Origin of the sequence: Azospirillum brasilense, from assembly GCF_022023855.1 — a bacterium.
GTDB classification, from domain to species: Bacteria; Pseudomonadota; Alphaproteobacteria; order Azospirillales; family Azospirillaceae; genus Azospirillum; species Azospirillum brasilense_F.
The window spans coordinates 462,540-479,772 of record NZ_CP059453.1 but is presented as its reverse complement, the minus strand read 5'-3'; the positions used below and the strand labels follow the sequence as shown (position 1 = coordinate 479,772).

The 17,233-nt window shown below is 69.8% G+C and carries 19 protein-coding genes; 10 read left to right on the top strand and 9 right to left on the bottom strand.

Annotation, left to right across the window (positions count from 1 at the left end; genetic code table 11):
* Positions 1–100: 100 nt before the first annotated feature.
* Together H1Q64_RS34055 and H1Q64_RS31940 are read right to left on the bottom strand one after the other, a co-directional pair.
* Positions 101–1,345, bottom strand: coding sequence for a flagellin (locus tag H1Q64_RS34055; RefSeq protein WP_035682206.1), 1,245 nt, complete (start codon positions 1,343–1,345; stop codon positions 101–103).
* 341 nt (positions 1,346–1,686) lie between these two features.
* Positions 1,687–2,481, bottom strand: coding sequence for a response regulator transcription factor (locus H1Q64_RS31940; protein ID WP_237907844.1), 795 nt, complete (start codon positions 2,479–2,481; stop codon positions 1,687–1,689).
* 355 nt (positions 2,482–2,836) lie between these two features.
* Here H1Q64_RS31940 and H1Q64_RS31935 point away from each other — a divergent pair, with 355 nt between their 5' ends.
* From H1Q64_RS31935 to H1Q64_RS31900, 8 genes are all read left to right on the top strand, one after another.
* Positions 2,837–3,313 (top strand): hypothetical protein, encoded by a 477-nt coding sequence (locus H1Q64_RS31935; protein ID WP_237907843.1) that lies wholly within the window; start codon positions 2,837–2,839, stop codon positions 3,311–3,313.
* A gap of 166 nt (positions 3,314–3,479) precedes the next feature.
* Complete coding sequence (locus H1Q64_RS31930; RefSeq protein ID WP_237907842.1) at positions 3,480–4,436, top strand: DMT family transporter; 957 nt, start codon at positions 3,480–3,482, stop codon at positions 4,434–4,436.
* 152 nt (positions 4,437–4,588) lie between these two features.
* The gene (locus H1Q64_RS31925; protein WP_237907841.1) at positions 4,589–5,521 is read left to right on the top strand and encodes a sugar kinase; all 933 of its coding nucleotides are present in this window, start codon (positions 4,589–4,591) and stop codon (positions 5,519–5,521) included.
* Positions 5,522–5,609: 88 nt separating this feature from the next.
* Complete coding sequence (locus H1Q64_RS31920) at positions 5,610–6,308, top strand: GntR family transcriptional regulator (RefSeq protein WP_237907840.1); 699 nt, start codon at positions 5,610–5,612, stop codon at positions 6,306–6,308.
* On the top strand, positions 6,305–6,940 hold the full coding sequence (gene eda / locus H1Q64_RS31915; RefSeq protein ID WP_014199635.1) for a bifunctional 4-hydroxy-2-oxoglutarate aldolase/2-dehydro-3-deoxy-phosphogluconate aldolase: 636 nt from the start codon (positions 6,305–6,307) through the stop codon (positions 6,938–6,940). Before H1Q64_RS31920 ends, eda begins: the two co-directional genes overlap by 4 nt.
* Before the next feature lie 5 nt (positions 6,941–6,945).
* Entirely contained in the window at positions 6,946–7,980 is a 1,035-nt protein-coding gene (locus H1Q64_RS31910; RefSeq protein WP_237907839.1) for a Gfo/Idh/MocA family protein, read from the top strand.
* A gap of 119 nt (positions 7,981–8,099) precedes the next feature.
* Positions 8,100–9,047: a protein-methionine-sulfoxide reductase catalytic subunit MsrP gene (msrP, locus tag H1Q64_RS31905; RefSeq protein WP_237907838.1), complete on the top strand. Its 948-nt coding sequence runs from the start codon at positions 8,100–8,102 to the stop codon at positions 9,045–9,047.
* Position 9,048: 1 nt separating this feature from the next.
* Entirely contained in the window at positions 9,049–9,690 is a 642-nt protein-coding gene (locus H1Q64_RS31900) for a sulfite oxidase heme-binding subunit YedZ (protein ID WP_237907837.1), read from the top strand.
* Here H1Q64_RS31900 and H1Q64_RS31895 read toward each other — a convergent pair.
* The 3 genes from H1Q64_RS31895 to H1Q64_RS31885 are packed head-to-tail and all read right to left on the bottom strand — an operon-like array spanning position 9,678 to position 12,533.
* On the bottom strand, positions 9,678–10,496 hold the full coding sequence (locus H1Q64_RS31895; protein ID WP_237907836.1) for an ABC transporter ATP-binding protein: 819 nt from the start codon (positions 10,494–10,496) through the stop codon (positions 9,678–9,680). The two genes, H1Q64_RS31900 and H1Q64_RS31895, sit on opposite strands and share 13 nt — an antisense overlap.
* Entirely contained in the window at positions 10,493–11,578 is a 1,086-nt protein-coding gene (locus H1Q64_RS31890; RefSeq protein ID WP_237907835.1) for a FecCD family ABC transporter permease, read from the bottom strand. The genes H1Q64_RS31895 and H1Q64_RS31890 overlap by 4 nt, the downstream gene beginning before the upstream one ends.
* Positions 11,502–12,533, bottom strand: coding sequence for an iron ABC transporter substrate-binding protein (locus H1Q64_RS31885; RefSeq protein WP_237907834.1), 1,032 nt, complete (start codon positions 12,531–12,533; stop codon positions 11,502–11,504). Before H1Q64_RS31885 ends, H1Q64_RS31890 begins: the two co-directional genes overlap by 77 nt.
* A gap of 337 nt (positions 12,534–12,870) precedes the next feature.
* Between H1Q64_RS31885 and H1Q64_RS31880 the strand changes: the two genes are divergently transcribed.
* The gene (locus H1Q64_RS31880; RefSeq protein ID WP_237907833.1) at positions 12,871–13,368 is read left to right on the top strand and encodes a hypothetical protein; all 498 of its coding nucleotides are present in this window, start codon (positions 12,871–12,873) and stop codon (positions 13,366–13,368) included.
* 110 nt (positions 13,369–13,478) lie between these two features.
* Positions 13,479–14,648 carry a formate-dependent phosphoribosylglycinamide formyltransferase gene (purT, locus tag H1Q64_RS31875; RefSeq protein ID WP_237907832.1) on the top strand — a complete coding sequence of 390 codons (1,170 nt, stop codon included), beginning with the start codon at positions 13,479–13,481 and terminating at the stop codon, positions 14,646–14,648.
* 67 nt (positions 14,649–14,715) lie between these two features.
* On the opposite strand, the gene H1Q64_RS31870 is transcribed toward purT, so the two are convergent.
* From H1Q64_RS31870 to H1Q64_RS31855, 4 genes are all read right to left on the bottom strand, one after another.
* The gene (locus H1Q64_RS31870) at positions 14,716–14,997 is read right to left on the bottom strand and encodes a cytochrome C oxidase subunit IV family protein (protein ID WP_237907831.1); all 282 of its coding nucleotides are present in this window, start codon (positions 14,995–14,997) and stop codon (positions 14,716–14,718) included.
* Positions 14,998–15,000: 3 nt separating this feature from the next.
* Positions 15,001–15,591 (bottom strand): cytochrome c oxidase subunit 3 family protein, encoded by a 591-nt coding sequence (locus tag H1Q64_RS31865; protein WP_237907830.1) that lies wholly within the window; start codon positions 15,589–15,591, stop codon positions 15,001–15,003.
* A 124-nt stretch (positions 15,592–15,715) separates the two neighbouring features.
* Positions 15,716–15,889: a hypothetical protein gene (locus H1Q64_RS31860; protein WP_237907829.1), complete on the bottom strand. Its 174-nt coding sequence runs from the start codon at positions 15,887–15,889 to the stop codon at positions 15,716–15,718.
* A gap of 85 nt (positions 15,890–15,974) precedes the next feature.
* Positions 15,975–17,180: a CoA transferase gene (locus tag H1Q64_RS31855; protein WP_237907828.1), complete on the bottom strand. Its 1,206-nt coding sequence runs from the start codon at positions 17,178–17,180 to the stop codon at positions 15,975–15,977.
* Between the last annotated feature and the right edge of the window lie 53 nt (positions 17,181–17,233).

Sequence of the window (17,233 nt, the reverse complement as noted above, 5' to 3'; positions counted from 1 at the left end):
TATGCAACGCGCACGGGGGCGCCGGAATGGGGCTGGGACTGGATGTGAGACGAGAAAATGGCCGGCGCCCCGTCGGGAGCGGGACGCCGGCCGGACCGGGTTAGCGGAACAGCGAGAGAATGTTCTGCGGACCCTGGTTGGCGATCGACAGCGCCTGGGTGGCGAGCTGCTGCTGGACCTGGAGGGCCTGCAGGCGGCTCGATTCCTCGTTCATGTCGGCGTCCACCAGGGAGCCGATGCCCTTGTTCATCGAGTCGGTCAGCTTCGACACGAAGTCGTTCTGCACCGACACGCGGTTCTCGATGGAACCGATCACCGCGGCCTTGCCGATGGCCTTGTCGAGCAGGCCGTTGATGACCTCGAGCGACTTGGTGGCGTTGGAGGTCACGTCGATCTGCGTCAGGTCGGCCAGGCCTCCGAAGGCGTCGCTTTCCTTCGAACCGACCCACAGGCTGTCCACCTTGGCGGTGAAGTTGCCGTCGGTGTTCAGGTCCTGGTCGGTGAATTCCAGCTTGTCGCCGTTGAAGGCCACCTGGAAGTCGCCGCCGGCCGTGGTCAGGGCCGCGTTGACCGCGGTCTCGATCAGGCCCTGGGTGGTCGCCAGGTCCGTGGTGTAGTCGATGCCCGACAGGTCCACCGTCACGGCGGTCTTGGTGCCCGCCTCGTTGGTGACGTTCAGGGTCAGGTTGCCCAGGCCCAGGTTCTGGCCGTCGATGAAGGTGGTGTCCGGCGCACCGATGGCGATGCCGACGCTGGCCTTCAGGTCGTTGGTGGAGTCCACCTGCTGCTCGATCGTGGCCTTGCCGACGATCGAGGTGACCTGCATGTCCTGGCGCTGGAAGCTGATGTAGCTCGGATCGACCGTGCCGGCGCTGCGGCTCAGCGACGCCAGGATGTCGACGTTCTGGTCCTTGGCCGTGCCGTCGTTGGAGTAGGTGATGCGCAGCAGGTTGTCGCCGTTGAAGGAGGCGTCGGCGGCGGCACCCTTCACCAGCTTGACGAGCTGGTCGATGTCGTTCTGGATCAGCGACTTGTCGACGCCGTTGGTCTGGCCGGCGATGACGCGGGCCTTCAGCGTCTGCAGATTTTCGACGATGTTCTTGGACGCCACCGACGCGGTGTTGGTCGTGCCCGAACCCAGTTCCAGCGATTCCTTCACCGCCTTGAAGCCGGCGACGTCGGCGCGCATGGTCGTGGCGATGGACCAGTAGGCGGCGTTGTCCTTGGCGTTGTTGACCTTGAGACCGGTCGAGATGCGATCCTGGGTGGTCGCCAGATCGTCGGTCACGCGGCGCAGCGTCTGCAGCGCGGTCATCGCCGAGGTGTTGGTCATGATCGAGGCCATGTGTATCTCCATTCGCGAGATGCAGAGCGCCTTTCTGACGCTGGGGCCGGGCTGCGCGGGCCTTCCCACTTGGTTCTTATGGGCGCGCAACCGACCATTCGACTGTGACCGACCCCGTTTAAACCGGAGTAAAAAACCGCAGCATTTCCAGGGTGACGCATTCGTCTTTCAAAGATGGGCATCTTTTAAAAGTAATCGCGCATTTTATAAAAATGCGGCGACCGCGCACAGCGGTTCAGCCGCCGTGCCCCGAAGGGCCGCGGCCATGGCGTCTTTCCAAATGTCGGAGGACAAAATGTCGGAAGCAGAAAGTAGGGCGGGACTTTGAAATTAAGGCGCCGTCACTCGGCGGCGACGAGACAGCTGGGGTGCAGGCCGGACGCGGCGAAGGGGATGGCCGGGAAGCGGCGGGCGGTGGTGGCGGGTGCGGCGGCCGGAACGGCCTCTTCATGCTCGGGCGGGGCCTCGAACTTGTAGCCACGCCCATAGACGGTCTCGATGTAGCGGGCGCCGCCGGTGGCTTCGGCGATCTTCTTGCGCAGCTTGCAGATGTAGACGTCGATGACCTTGTCCAGCGGGTCGGCGCCGGACAGGCCGTAGACCTCGTCGTAGATGTGCTCCTTGGACACGACGCGGCGATGATGGGCGGCCAGCACGCCGAGGATGGCGTGCTCGCGCTGGCTCAGCCGCAGCCGCTCGCCGCCGACCTCCGGGTCGCGCCCGTCGAGGAAGACCGTGAGCTGGCCCACCCGCACCGCGTTGCTCAGCAAGCCGCGCGAGCGCCGCCGCGCCACCTCGATGCGCGCCCGCACCTCGGCGCTGACCACCGGCTTGACCAGCACGTCGTCGGCCCCGGCGTGCAGCAGTTCCACCGTCGTCGTCACGCAGCGCCGGTCGAGCAGGCAGAGGATCGCCGCCCCGACCTGATGCGCCCGCAACGCCGCCACGCAGCGCGCCGGGTCGTCGACGCTGCCCAGGACGATGGCGTCGTAGCCCAGCCCGTCCGCACCCTGCTCCTGCAGCAGTTCCTCCAGCCCGGCCCAATCCTGGCGGTCGTAGCGGATCTTCCCCATGCCGAGCTGACGGCCGAGCGCGTCGGCGATCAGGGGGTTCGGTTCAACCAGGACAGCGCGCATGGGATTCTCCGCAACAGGGGTTTCAACTAGAGGGCGGGAGGACAAGGCACTTAAAATTTTCCTTAATTCCGAGTGCTTTATTTTCTCACACCCCCAGGTAATAGCCTTCCTGTACCGCGAGTCAACCATCCGGCTTACCTCAAGGGATAATGTTACGGCCTGCTTTTATATGACTTTTAATATCCGTTAAGGCGTAGATTCTTGGCTGCTCTTTGCCTCGAAATTCGAAGCATTTTCCTCCCGAGTTGCCCGCAACGCCGCACATCGGCGCACGCCACCCCATAGGCTTGAACCGGGCTTTAACCCGGTTGTATTTCACTGGTGGCGAGAGGATGCGAACGGGGGAGAGGAACCGATGCCGACCCGCAACCGACAGGCGATTGCCGGAACCGTCCTCGCGGGCGTCCTCCTGCTGGCGGGCGGCTGCGCGATGACCTCCCCGCCCCCGGACACCGCCTACCGGCAGGCGCTTGAGGCGGCGGTGGAGGCCGGGCGGTGCGAGGGGCCGACGGTGGAGGCGCTGTGGACCGCCTACGACCGCTGGTTCGCCGTGGCGGCCAACCTCGCCTCCTATCACCGCGGGACAGAGGCCGGCGCCCTGCTGCGGCAAGGCGAGGCGTTCCGCATCCTGGGCTGCCCCGCCGCGGCGCGCGACACGTACGAGACGCTTCTCCAGCGCTTCCCCGATCCCGATTACGAGCTGGAGCGCAACGCCGCCCGCCGCGGCCTGATGGACTTGCCGATCACCCCGCCGACGCCCCTGCTGCGCCCGGCTCCCGCCGTCACCTCGGCCCTGCGCGGCCCCGTCGCCGTGGATCGCGGCGACGGCTGATCTGCAGGCCCGTCTTGTGGATGCGCGGGGCCGGTCCGTATGGCTGCCATGACGCTCCGCACCATTGTTCCCAGGCATGATATATCAGTAACCTGACGGTCAACCGGGCCGAGACCCGGGCCATCCTTCCGATTGCTGCCCTCCTGCCTGGAAGCGCCCTCCGGCCATGCCCGACTGCTCCCGACCCCCGGAAGGGGTGTCCGCCGCTCAGACCGTGTCATCACATGGCCGCGAGCGCCGCGACGATCCCGTGCGCGGGATCTTGATGGTCGTCGCCGCGGTCTTCTTCTTCTCCTGCTCCGACGCAACGGCGAAGTATCTGGCCCAGACGCTGCCCTCCATCGAGATCGGCTGGATGCGCTACGTCGGCTTCACCACGCTGCTGCTGCCGCTGATGATCCGCGGCGGCCCGCCGGTTATGAAGACCGCCAGCCCCGGTCTCCAGGTTCTGCGCGGTCTGGGGATGCTGGGGTCGGCGCTGTTCTTCATCATGGGCATGCATTACCTGCCCCTGGCCGAGGCGGCGGCGACCAGCTACGTCTCGCCGGTCTTCGTCACCGTGCTGTCGATCCTGGTGCTGGGCGAGAAGATCGGGCCGCGCCGTTGGGCGGCGGTGCTGGTCGGGCTGCTCGGCGTGCTGATCGTCATCCGGCCCGGAGGGGCGGCCTTCCAGCCGGCGGCCATCTTCCCCATCCTGTCGGCGATGAGCTGGGCGACCGGCGTGGTCATCACCCGCAAGATGACCGGGCAGGAGCACCCCACCACCACCCTGATCTGGTCCGCCCTGACGGGCCTTGCCGTGCTGACCGTGCTGCTGCCCTTCAACTTCACCATGCCGACCGGAACGGAAGTGGCGCTGGGCGCCCTGATCGGGCTGGTCTCGACCATGGGGCAGTGGCTGATGGTCCAGGCCTACCGCTTCGGCGAGGCGTCGGTGCTGGCCCCCTGCTCCTACGTACAGATCGTCTGGTCCACGCTGCTGGGCTTCCTGATCTTCGGCGCGCTGCCCGACCACTGGACCTTCCTGGGCACCGGAATCATCATCGCCAGCGGCCTCTACACCGCCCACCGCGAGCGGCTGCGCAAGAAGCAGCAGCAAAACGCCGCAGCATCCGTGCCATGACCGGCGATTGGCATGGCCAGCACCCGAAAAGCCTTGCCTCGCTCATTGATATATTAGTATACTTGCTCTCGGGAGGCACGGGACTAAAAACCCGTGTTGTTCGAACTCTTTAGCACAGACCGGCGGATCGGACCGTCGGACGGGGGATGGCGATGGGTGAGTCCGCGCGCCGGGTTGCGGCCCTTGGCGAATGCATGATCGAACTGGTGCGCCGTCCCGACGGGACCTTCACCATGGGCTTCGGCGGCGACACCCTGAACACCGCCGTCTACATGGCGCGGCTGGGCGTGGCAACGGATTACGTGACGGCGCTGGGCGACGACGGCAACAGCGACGCCATGGTCGCCACTTGGGAGGCCGAAGGGGTCGGCACCGGCCATGTGCTGCGCGTTCCCAACCGCGTCCCCGGCCTCTACATGATCGAGACGGACGACAGCGGCGAGCGGCGCTTCCTCTACTGGCGCGATTCCGCGCCGGCCCGCGACCTGTTCGTGCTGCCCGACAGCCCGGCGCTGGTGGCCGATCTGGAAGGCTACGACCTGCTCTACATATCCGGCATCAGCCTGGCCATCTGGGGCGAGCGCGGGCGGGAGGTGCTGTTCCCCATGCTCGACCGCCTGCGCGAGCGCGGCGGCCGCGTCGCCTTCGACACCAACTGGCGTCCCCGCCTGTGGCCCGACCGCGAGACGGCGCAGCGCGCCTACGACGCGATGCTCCAACGCACCGACATCGCCCTGCCGGGCGTCGAGGATCTGCGCGGCCTCTACGGCGACGCCGATGCCGACAGCGCCATGGCCCGCGTGCGCGGCGCCGGTGTGACGGAAATCGTGCTGAAACTGGAGAAGCCGGGCTGCATCGTCTCCGCTCCCGGCGTCGAGGAGACCGTGCCGTCGGAGAAGGTCGCCAAGGTCGTGGACACCACCGCGGCGGGCGACAGCTTCAGCGCCGGTTATCTCAGCGCCCGCCTGAAGGGCCTCGGCCCGGTGGAGGCGGCGCGCTCCGCCCACCGCATCGCCGCCGTGGTCATCCAGCACCGCGGCGCCGTCATCCCGCGCGATGCCATGGCGTCCGTGCTGGACGGCTGATCCCCTGACGGAGGGACCCTCCATGCCCCCAGCCCCAACGCCCACAGCCCTAACGCCCCCTGGCCAGACGTCGACCGCCCCGGGACCCATGAAGCCGCCCCGCGCCTCGCAGCGCGGGACCACGGCGGCAGCGGCCATCTACCGCGACCTGCGGGCCGACATCGTGTCACTGGCCCGCAAGCCGGGCGACCCGATCGTGGAGAAGCTGGTGGCCGAGGCCTTCGGGGTCAGCCGCACCCCGGTGCGCGAGGCCGTCCTGCGGCTGGCCGACGAGGGGCTGGTGGAGGTCTTTCCGCAATCGGGCACCTTCGTGGCCCGCATTCCCATCGCCGCCCTGCCGGAAGCCAACCTGATCCGCAAGACGCTGGAACAGGCGACCGTCCGCTTCGCGGCGGAACGCGCCACGCGCAGCCAGGTCGCCGCCCTCCAGGCCAATCTGGAGCGCCAGCGCGAGGTCGACGCCTCGGGCTGCGCCGACGGTTTCCATCAGGCGGACGAGACGTTCCACGCGCTGATCGCCGACATCGCCGGCTATCCCGGTTTCTGGCCGATCACCCAGCAGGTGAAGGTGCAGATCGACCGCTGCCGCCATATGACCCTTCCCTACCCCGGTCGCTTGGCGACCGTCATCGCCGAGCACGAGGCCATCGTCACCGCCATCGCGGAGCATGCCCCCGACCGCGCGGTGAAGGCGCTCGGCGACCACATCGACGGCCTGCTGCTGACCATCGACGACATGCGGCTCGCCACCCCCTTGTATTTCTCTCCTGCCGAGGCCCTGACATGACCCACCCGCGTCTTGAACCCTCCCTGTCCGGCCCGCGCATCGTCCCGGTCCTCGTCCTCGACGAGCCGGACACCGCGGTCGCCCTGGCCGAGGCGCTGGTCGCCGGCGGCCTGACCACGCTGGAGGTGACGCTGCGCACCCCCGCGGCGCTGGCCTGCGCGGAGGCCATCGCCGCCCGCGTTCCGGGCGCCCTGGTCGGCCTCGGCACGCTGATCCGGCCCGAGCAGTTCGCCCAGGCCCGCGACGCCGGCGCCCGCTTCGTCGTCAGCCCCGGCCTGACCGACCGTCTGGCGGAGGCCGCCAAGACCGCCGGCCTGCCCTATCTGCCGGGCATCGCCACCGTGGCCGAGGCGCTGATCGCCATGGAGCACGGCTTCCGCGAGCTGAAGTTCTTCCCGGCGATGCTGAACGGCGGCGCCCCGGCGCTGCGCGGCATGGCGCCGCTGATGCCGGAGATCCGCTTCTGCCCGACCGGCGGCCTCAAGGCGGAGCATGTGAAGGAGATCCTGTCGCTTCCCAACGTCTTCGCGCTCGGCGGCACCTGGCTGACCCCGGCCGACGCGGTGAAGGAGCGCCGCTGGTCCGAGATCGAGCGGCTGGCCCGCGAGGCCTCCGCCCTGGCCCAGGGCTGACCGGCATGACGGGGCGGCGGCGCGTCGGCGTGATCGGGCTGGGCATGGCGGCGACGCCGCACGCCCAGAGCCTGCTGGATCTGGCGGACCGGGTGGAGGTGGCGGGCTGCTTCAGCCCGTCCGCCGAGCGGCGGGCCGCCTTCGCGGCGCGCTTCGGCCTGCCGGCGGTGGACCGGGCGGAGACGATCCTCGACGACCCCACCGTCTCCGCCGTCCTGCTGCTGACCCCGCCGGACACCCACGCCGACCTCGTCGCCCGCTGCGCCGCCGCCGGCAAGCATGTGCTGCTGGAAAAGCCGCTCGACGCCACCCCGGCCGGCTGCCGCGCCGTGGTGGAGAGCATGGAGCGCGCCGGGCTGACGCTCGGCGTCATGCTCCAGCACCGCTTCCGCGCCGCCGCCGAACGGCTGGCGGAGTTGCTGCGCACCGGCGCGCTGGGCCGTCCGCTGTCGGCCTCCGTCGTGGTGCGCTGGTGGCGCGACGACGCCTATTACGCCCAGCCGGGGCGCGGCATGAAGGCGCGGGACGGCGGCGGCGTTCTGCTGACCCAGGCCATCCACACGCTCGACCTCTATGTCAGCCTGCTCGGCCTGCCGCGCGAGGTCGCCGCCTTCGCCAACACCAGCGGCCTGCGCCCCATCGACACCGAGGACGTGGTGTGCGCCGCCCTGCGCTACGACGGCGGACTGCTCGCCACGGTGGACGCCACCACCGCCGCCTATCTCGGCTATCCGGAGCGCATCGAGATCGCCGGAACCGCCGGCTCCGCCCTGCTGACCGGCGACCGGCTGGAGGTGCAGCTGCGCTCCGGCGAAACAGTCCAGGCCGGGGAGGCGGCGAGCACGCTGGGCGGCGGGGCCGACCCCATGGCCTTCTCCAACGCCCATCACCGCGCCGTGCTGGCCGACTTCCTCGACGCGCTCGACCACGACACCCAGCCGCGCGTGTCCGGGCGGGAGGCGCTGAAGGTCCACCGGCTGATCGAGACGATCCTGAAATCCTCGGAAAGCGGCGCCGTCACGGCGGTTCCGGAAGACTGACCTCACGTCACGCTCACGAACTCGTGTCCCGCGCTTGATTTGCCGGGACCGGCGACCAAGGCTAGATGAGGGATGGGGGGCGCTGTCGCCTCCCGGCGGCTTTCCTGTGGAGAGTGTTCATGCTCATCAAAGTCCGGAGCGCGTCGCAAGCCAGCGAGAACGAGGTGACGCCCCGCGGCCTGTTCCTGTCCCGGCGCTCCATCATCGCCGGAGGCGCTGCTGCCCTGGCGCTCGGCGGCACGGGCGTCCTGCCGGGTCCGGCGCTTGCCGCGCCCTTCCAGGCTCCGCTGACGGTCAGCCCGAAGGACCCCAAGATGGACGCCCAGACTCCGATGAAGTCGGCGACCAGCTATAACAATTTCTACGAGTTCGGAACGGACAAGACCGATCCGTCGGAGAACGCCGGCACGCTGCGCACCCGCCCGTGGGAGATCGCGGTGGACGGCGACGTCGGGAAGCCCACCACCTTCGGCATCGAGGATCTGCTGTCCTTCCCGCTGGAGGAGCGCGTCTACCGCCTGCGCTGCGTCGAGGGCTGGTCGATGGTCATCCCCTGGATCGGCTTCCCGCTGGCCGAGCTGCTGAAGCGCGTGGACCCGACCGGCAACGCCAAGTACGTCGCCTTCCAGACGCTGGCCGACCGCTCGCAGATGCCCGGCCTGAAGTATCCGGTTCTGCAATGGCCCTATGTCGAGGGGCTGCGCATGGACGAGGCCATGCACCCGCTGACCCTCCTGGCGGTCGGCATGTACGGTGAGACGCTGCCCAACCAGAACGGCGCGCCGGTGCGGCTGGTCGTGCCGTGGAAGTACGGCTTCAAGTCGATCAAGTCGATCGTCCGCATCACCTTGACGCAGGATCAGCCACCGACCTCCTGGAACCGCTCGCAGCCGCGCGAGTACGGCTTCTATTCGAACGTGAACCCGGAGGTCGACCACCCGCGCTGGAGCCAGGCAACGGAACGCCGCGTCGGCGAGTTCTCCCGCCGCAAAACGCTGCCCTTCAACGGCTATGGCGAGGAGGTGGCGTCGCTCTACGCCGGCATGGACCTGCGGAAGAACTACTGAGATGGCCGCAACGTCGAAAGGACCGGTCGCCCGGGCGCTGTCCTCGCGCTGGGCGAAGCCAGCGGTGTTCGCCCTGGGGCTCGTCCCGCTCGGCTGGATGGTCTGGCTGGGCCTGAGCGGCGGGCTGGGGGCGGAGCCGGTGGCCGAGGCGGTGCGGCAGAGCGGGCTGTGGGCGCTGCGCCTGCTGCTGGTGGCGCTGGCCGTCACGCCGTTGCGCATCCTGACGGGTCAGGCGGGGTTGGCGCGGTTCCGCCGGATGATCGGGCTGTTCGCCTTCTTCTACGCGCTGCTGCACGTTTCCGTCTATGTGGGGGTGGACCAGTTCTTCGACTGGGCGGCGGTGTGGAAGGACATCGTGAAGCGGCCCTACATTACGGTCGGCATGGGCGCCTTCGTGATCCTGACGGCGCTGGCCGCGACCTCGACCAATGGCATGGTGCGGCGACTCGGCGGGCGGCGCTGGAAGGCGCTGCACAAGGCGGTGTTCGTCGCCGGGGCGGCGGGCTGCGTCCATTACGTGATGCTGGTCAAGGGCTGGCAGTACCCGCCCTTCGTCTACGCGGCGATCCTCCTGGGGCTGGTCGCGCTGCGCTACGCGAAGTCGCCGGCGGCGGGACGGCTTTCCCCGTCCTACCGGACCTGAGCCCGCACCGCCCGCCTCAGCCCTACCGGCAGGCACACCCTCATCCCGCCCGTCCCCACGGCCACCACCTCGACCTCCGTCCCGTAGACCTCGCGCATCATGGCGGCGGTGATGACCGCCTCCGGCGTGCCGAAGCGGGCCAGCCGCCCGCCATGCAGCAGCGCCACCCGGTCGGCGATGGCAAAGGCCTGCTCCGGGTGGTGGGTGGAGAAGACCACCGTCAGCCCCTCGCCCCCCTCGCCGTCCGCCAGCCGCCGCACCTGCTCCAGCACGCGAACCTGATTGCCGAAGTCCAGGCTGGCGGTCGGCTCGTCGAGCACCAGCACGCGCGGCGCCTGAGCCAGCGCGCGGGCGATCAGGGCCATCTGACGCTCGCCGCCGCTGATGCGCAGCCAGTCGCGCTCGGCCAAATGCCCGATGCCCAGCCGTTCCAGCGCGGCCTCCGCGGCGGCGTGGTCGGACGCGGCGGGGGCGCTGAAGGCGCCGCGGTGGGCGGTGCGGCCCATCAGCACCATCTCACGCACGGTGAAGGGGAACTGCCCCGCACCCGCCTGCGGGACATAACCGAAGGCCAGCGCCCGGCGGCGCGGCGACCAGCCGGCGGTGTCCTCCCCATCGACCCGCACCCGCCCGCCGCGCGGCGGCAGCAGGCCGAGCAGAGTCTTGAACAGCGTCGTCTTGCCGCCGCCGTTGGGGCCGAGAAGGCACAGCACCTCCCCCGCCGCGACGGCGAAACCGACCCCGGCGCCGACCACCCGCTCGCCGTAACCGAAGGCGAGATCCTCCACCGACAGCCGCGCGCTCATGACCAGCCGCGCTTTCCGAAGGCGAGCAGCCAGAGGAAGACCGGCGTGCCGATCACCGCGGTCAGGACGCCCAGCGGCAGTTCCACCGGCCCCAGGCTGCGCGCCAGCGTGTCCACCGCCAGCAGATAGGCCGCCCCCAGCAGCACCGCCGTGGGCAGCAGCCGGACGAAGGCCGGGCCGACCATCAGCCGGGCGAGGTGCGGCACCAGAAGCCCGACCCAGCCGACGATGCCGCTGACCGACACCGCGGCGGCGGTCATCAGCGTCGCCGCCACGATCACCACGATCCGCACCACCCGCACCGGCACGCCAAGCGCCGTCGCCTCCTCGTCGCCCAGCGTCATCACGTCGAGCCGCCAGCGCAGCAGGACCAGCGGCACCAGCGCCACCGCCACCGGCGGCACCAAGGCCGCGAGGTCGCCGCGGTTGACCGCCGACAGGCTGCCGAGCAGCCAGAAGGTGATCGCCGGCAGCTGGTTGTAGGGGTCGGCGAGATACTTCAGCAGAGCCACGCCGGAGCCCAGCAGCGCCCCGATCACCACGCCGCCCAGCACCAGGACCAGCACCGGGTCCCGCCCCCGGATAGCCGAGGCGACGGCCAGCACCACCCCCACCGCCAGCAGCCCGCCCGCGAAGGCCATGCCCTGGATGGCGAGGACCGGCAGCGAGGCGAAGATGCCCAGCACCGCCCCCAGCGCCGCCCCCGACGACACGCCGAGAATGTCCGGCGAGACCAGCGGGTTGCGGAACAGCCCCTGGTACGCGGCTCCCGAAGCGGCCAGTCCCGCCCCGACCAGCATGGCGGTCAACACGCGCGGACCGCGGATGTCCCAGATCACCGTCTCCACCGCCGGGGCGATGGCGGCGTTGCCGAGCCCCAGCTTTGCCGCGAGCAGCCCGGCCAGCTCCCCCGGCGTAACGGGATAGGCGCCGGTGCTGAAGGCAGCGCAGACCGCCGCGACCAGCACCGCCGCCACCCCACCCAGAGTCAGCGCGAAGGGGACCTCACCCCGGCGGGCGGCTGCCGGCGAGGAGAGCGTCGATCTGGCTTGCGGTGGGCTCCCGGTGGTAGAAGAGGGCATAGAAACGTCGCGTCTCCTCGCGCAGATCCTCCGGAAACAGCTCCGGATAAAGGACGGCGCCCAGCCAGCGCAGGCCGATCAGGCGGTTAGCGGCGGGCGGGGAATCGATCCAGGTGAAAGGCAGCCCCGGCGAGAGGTAGACGCGCCGGTCGCGCACCGCCTTCACCCCCTGCCACAGCGGGTCGGTCCACACGCTCTCGTAGAAGCCGCGGTCGATGGTGACGATGGCGTCCGGCTGCCAGGCCAGCACCTGCTCCATCGAGACGTTGACCAGCCCGCCGTCGCCAAGGTTTTCCGCCGCGACGTTGCGCACCCCGGCGACGTCCAGCGCCTCGACGTTGATCGAGCCGCGGATGCCGGTTTGGAGCCCACGCGGCCCGCGCGCCATGTAGACCTTCAGCCGTTGGTCCTCCGGCACGCCGTCGAAGCGCCGGCGCGCCTCGGCCAGCGTCGTTTCGGCGTAGCGGGCCAACTCCTCCCCCCGCTCCGCCACGCCCATCAGCGTGCCGAGCGTCCGGAAGGTGCGCGCGGAGTCGGCGAGATGCCCGTCGATCAGCAGGGTCGGCACCCGTGTCTGCTCCTGCACCCGGTCGGCCAGCGACACGAAGGTCGGGGCGGTGCTGCCGACATCGACGACAACGTCCGGCTTCGCGGCCACCACGGTTTCCAGGTTGACGGTGTTGCCGCGCCCGGTCAGCCGCCCCAGCTCCGGCAGGTCGGTGTAGCGGTCGGGCAGGAAGGGCCGCTCCGGCGGGCTGATCGCCCGCGTCCAGCCCAGAAGTTTCTCGGGCGCCAGCATGTAGATGACGACGGAGGCCGGCGGCCCGGCGGGGAACACGCGCTCCACCCGGTCCGGCACGGTGACGCGGCGCCCCGAGGAGTCCGTGACGATCCGCTCGGCCGCCGCCGGCCCGGCCAGCAGGGCGAGCAGCAGCCCGACCCCCACGCCCGTCATCCATCTATGCCTGCCCACGCCACCCTTCATTCGCCACCACCCCATGCGCCCGCGTTCGACGTTCCCTCTCCCCTCCGGGGAGAGGGTCAGGGTGAGGGGGTTGCGCTTGTGCCGAACATACCACCACGCGCATCCCCCTCACCGGCCCGCGGGCCACCCTCTCTCCGGAGGGGAGAGGGCTAAACGACCTTCCCTCCAAAGCATGGGGTCTGCGCCCGCCACCGTCCATAGGGCAAGCGCGCCAAGCCACCCGCGAAGGTCACGCTTTGACCACGGGCGGCCTCCCCATCCGAACGGATAGGGTGCGGCGGTCCGCTCACCACCCCCGTGCCGCTCCATGCCCGCATTTCCGCTCCGCCGCGTCCTCCTTCCCGCCGCCGCCCTGCTCGCGCTGTCCGGCTGCGCCGGCTTCGGCTCGGCGGTCACGGGGGTGACCACGGCGGGCGTGGCGGCGACGGTCGGTTCGGCCACTGGCAACCCGGTGCTGGGCATCATCGCCGGTGCCGGGGCCAGCTACGGCATCGACCAGGGCGTGAAATACGCGGAGCGGCGGATCACCGACAACGTCCACAACGCTGTCGCCCGCGCCGCCGGCCCGATCGCCGTCGGGCAGGCGGCGACCTGGACGGTGGAGGAAAAGCTGCCGCTGAGCGGCAAGACCGGCACGGTGCAGGTGGCCCGCGGCTTTGGCGAGGCGATCCCCTGCAAGGATGTGGTCTTCACGCTCGACGACGCGCCCGACTTCAACGTCACCACCATCTGCCGGGCCAAGGACGGCCAGTGGCGCTGGGCGCTGGCCGAACCCGCCACCCGGCGTTGGGGCAGCCTGCAATAGCGCCCGGTCCATGCGGCGTACGCATGCGTTCGGCCATGTACGGGCGGCCCGCGTTGGGGTAAAGCTCCGCGGGCAGTTGCGTCACGGGTTTGCGTCACGGGAGTCCGCGCATGTTCACGGCCAAAATCCTTCTTCTCGGCTCGGGCGAACTCGGGAAGGAGTTCGTCATCTCCGCCAAGCGCCTCGGCTGCGAGGTCATCGCCTGCGACAGCTACGCCAACGCCCCGGCGATGCAGGTCGCCGACGCGGCGGAGGTCTTCTCCATGCTCGACCCGGACGCCCTGCGCGCGGCCATCGCCAAGCACAAGCCCGATTTCATCGTGCCGGAGGTTGAGGCCATCCGCACCGAGGTGCTGCACGAGTTCGAGGATGCCGGGCTGACCGTCGTCCCCTCCGCCCGCGCCGCCACCATGACCATGAACCGCGACCGCATCCGCGAGGTCGCCGCGGTGGAACTGGGCCTGCGCACCTCCAAATACCGCTACGCCGAAAGCCTGGAGGAGGTGGTCGCCGGGGCGGAGCACACCGGCCTGCCCTGCGTCATCAAGCCGGTCATGTCCTCTTCCGGCAAGGGGCAGAGCACCGTCCGGACCGCGGAGGAGCTTGAGGCCGCCTGGACCTACGCCGTCGCCAACATGCGCGGTGACCGCCGCAAGGTCATCGTCGAGGAGTTCGTGCCCTTCGAGTACGAGATCACCCTGCTGACCGTCCGCACCCGCGAGGGCATCCTGTTCTGCGAGCCGATCGGCCACCGGCAGGAGCGCGGCGACTATCAGGAATCCTGGCAGCCGGTGCCGATGCCCGCGGCGCTGCTGGACGACGCCAAGGACATGGCGGCGAAGGTCGTGGACAATCTTGGCGGCTACGGTATCTTCGGCGTCGAATTCTTCGTCACCAAGGACGAGGTCGTCTTCTCCGAGCTGTCGCCGCGCCCGCACGACACCGGCATGGTGACCCTGCTGTCGCAGAACCTGTCGGAGTTCGACCTGCACGCCCGCGCCATCCTGGGCCTGCCGATTCCGGCGATCCATGTCCGCGGCCCGGCCGCTTCCGCCGTCATCCTGGCCGACCGCGAGGCCGAGCGCTTCGCCATCGAGGGCCTGGCCGAGGCGATGCGCGTGGGCAGCGCGACGCATGACGTGGATGTCCGCCTGTTCGGCAAGCCGACGACCCGCAAGAACCGCCGCATGGGCGTGGCACTCGCCGCCGGCACCGACACCGACGATGCGCGCGAGCGCGCGCTAACGGCGGCCTCGGCGGTCAGCATCCGCTACGAGTAAGGTTATGGAGCCGGGCGCGACCGTCGATTTCCGACGGCGCGGCCCGGCTGCGGGCGCGAACCGCCGCTCAGCGCAGAGCCGCGCCGATCATCGGATAAAGAACGTAGATCCCGAAGAGCGCCACCCCCAGCAGAGTGAGCAAAATCCGGAACCCCGCCCGCCAGCCGCCGTCCGCACGGTGAAGGTCCAGGTAATGGGTGAGAATCCGGTCGGCCTTGACGTTGGCCGCGGCGAGGACGAGTCCGACCCCGAGCGGGCCGGGACCGCCGGTGCCCTCGCCATGCCCGGTCCACATCGAGACGGCGGTGAGGAGCATCAGAAGCATCCAGGTGCGTGTCAGGATGGCCATCGCTCACCTCAGCAGATAGACGATGGGGTAGAGCAGCACCCAGATCAGGTCCACCATGTGCCAGAAGGCGGCTCCGGTCTCCAGATTCTCCAGACTGTCCCACCACGTGACGATGCCCAGGATGATGATCCCCGCGGCGACGTGCATCGCGTGGAAGCCGGTCAGCAAATAATAGAGCTGGAAGAAGCTGTTGGTCTCCAGCGTGAGGCCGCGGCCGATCTTGTCGCCGTACTCGACCGCCTTGATGGCGAGGAACACACCGCCGAGGACCATCGCGCCGAGCATCGCCAACCGGTGGGAGCGGCCCGAGACCCGGCGCCGCACGGCGACGGCGACCAGCCAGCCGCTCGTCACCAGAACCATGGTGTTCACACCGCCGAGCAGACGGTCCAACTGCGCCTGCGAGGCGTTGAAAGTCGCCGGGTCGAGGGCGCGCGTCACCGCGAAGCCGATGAACATCGCCCCGAAGGCCGCCAGCTCCCCCAGGATGAGAATCCACATCATGGGGTTGCCGGGCAGGCTGGAGAGAGGCCCCCAATCGGCGGCCTCGCCATCCGCAGCGACCACCGTCGTCGGCGCGGCAGTTTCCGTCATGTCCGCTGTCCTTCCGGAAGTGATGACCGGAAGAGACCATGACGCGGGACAGGGGCGCCGTCTTTGCCCAGGGGCAAACTCGCGGCCGGTTGCCGATCAGTTGACGCCGGTCATCAAACGCCGGTCACTGGTAGCCGCCCTTTTCCGCACGTTCCCGCGCGGCGTCCTCCTGGGCTTTGGTCATCTCGTCCTTCGTCGCCGCCGGCTGGTCGTCGGGCTTGCCCGTCGCGTGGTCCTTCTCGGCTTGCGGTTGGGAGTCGGTGTTGCGGCTGTCGCCCATCGCGTCATCCTCCGGCATGAAGCGGGCCGGTGCGGCCCGCCTTAAGCCTCACCAACACGCCCACGCGCCGGTCGTCTCATGCCCCTGCGGAACGGGATTGCTGTCAGGCAACGATACCGGCGTCGTGCAGGCGGCCGATTTCGGCGGACGGCAGGCCGAGCAGGTCGGCCAGAACCGCGTCGGTGTCCTGTCCCAGGACGGGCGCCGGGCGATGGTCGGTGCGCTCGCCCAGGCCGGGGAAGCCGAGGGGCGAACCGGGAACCAGCAGCGGCCCGACCTCCGGCTGCTCGACCTCGCGGAACAGCGGGTTGGCGGTGGAGCAGCGCGCGTCCTCGGCCACCAGCTGGCCGAAATCCCGGTACGGCCCCCACAGCACACCCGCCCCGGCAAAGGCACTCTCCACCTCGGCCAAGGTGCGCGCGGCGAACCAGGGGGCGAGGACGGCGGAAATCGCGTCGCGCGCCAGGAAGCGCCCACCCTCGTCGTTCATGTCCACGTCCATCAGCGGGCCGATCATCGCCAGCCGCTCGGTCAGCCCGGTCGCCTTGCCCAGCGCCTTCCACTGGCGGTTGGAGATGGCGACGACCATCGCCCGCCGCCCGTCGGCGGTGGCGAAGTCGCGGCCATAGGCGCCGTAGAGATCGTTGCCCATCGGCGGGCGCACGGCGCCGTTCACCCGGACATCGGCGAGGTAGCCGAGGTTGCCGACGGTCGCCAGCATCACGTCGGCCAGCGCCACCGTCACCTCCTGCCCGCGCCCAGTACGGCGGCGGTGCCGCTCCGCCGCCAGCAGGCCGGTCGCCAGATAGAGGCCGGCGGCGACGTCCCAGGCCGGCAGCACATGGTTCACCGGCTCGCCGCCGCGGCCAGTCGCCATCGGGAAGCCGCTGGCGCAATTGACGGTGTAGTCGACCGCCGCCGACCCGTCCGGGTTGCCGGTCAGCCGCAGCATGATCAGGTCGTCGCGCTTGGCCGACAGCGCCTCATAGCCCATCCAGCCGCTGGCCGGCAGGTTGGTCAGCAGGAAGCCCGCGTTCTCGCCCGAGGCGGTGATGATCGCCTGGGCGATCTCCCGCCCCTCCGGCCGGTCGAGCGCCAGCGTCACCGACCGTTTCGCCTTGTTCAGCGCGGTCCAGTAGAGGCTGGTGCCGTTCGGCGCCACCGGCCAGCGCCGGTAGTCGATGTTGCCGCCGATGGGGTCGATGCGGATCACCTCCGCGCCCAGCTGGGCCAGCGTCATGCCGCCCAGCGGCGCCGCGATGAAAGCCGACACCTCGACGACGCGCAGATCGGAGAGAAGCGAGGACATGGGAGTCTCGATCCAGATGGAAACAACGTGGTTGACGGGTGCCCCCACCCCGG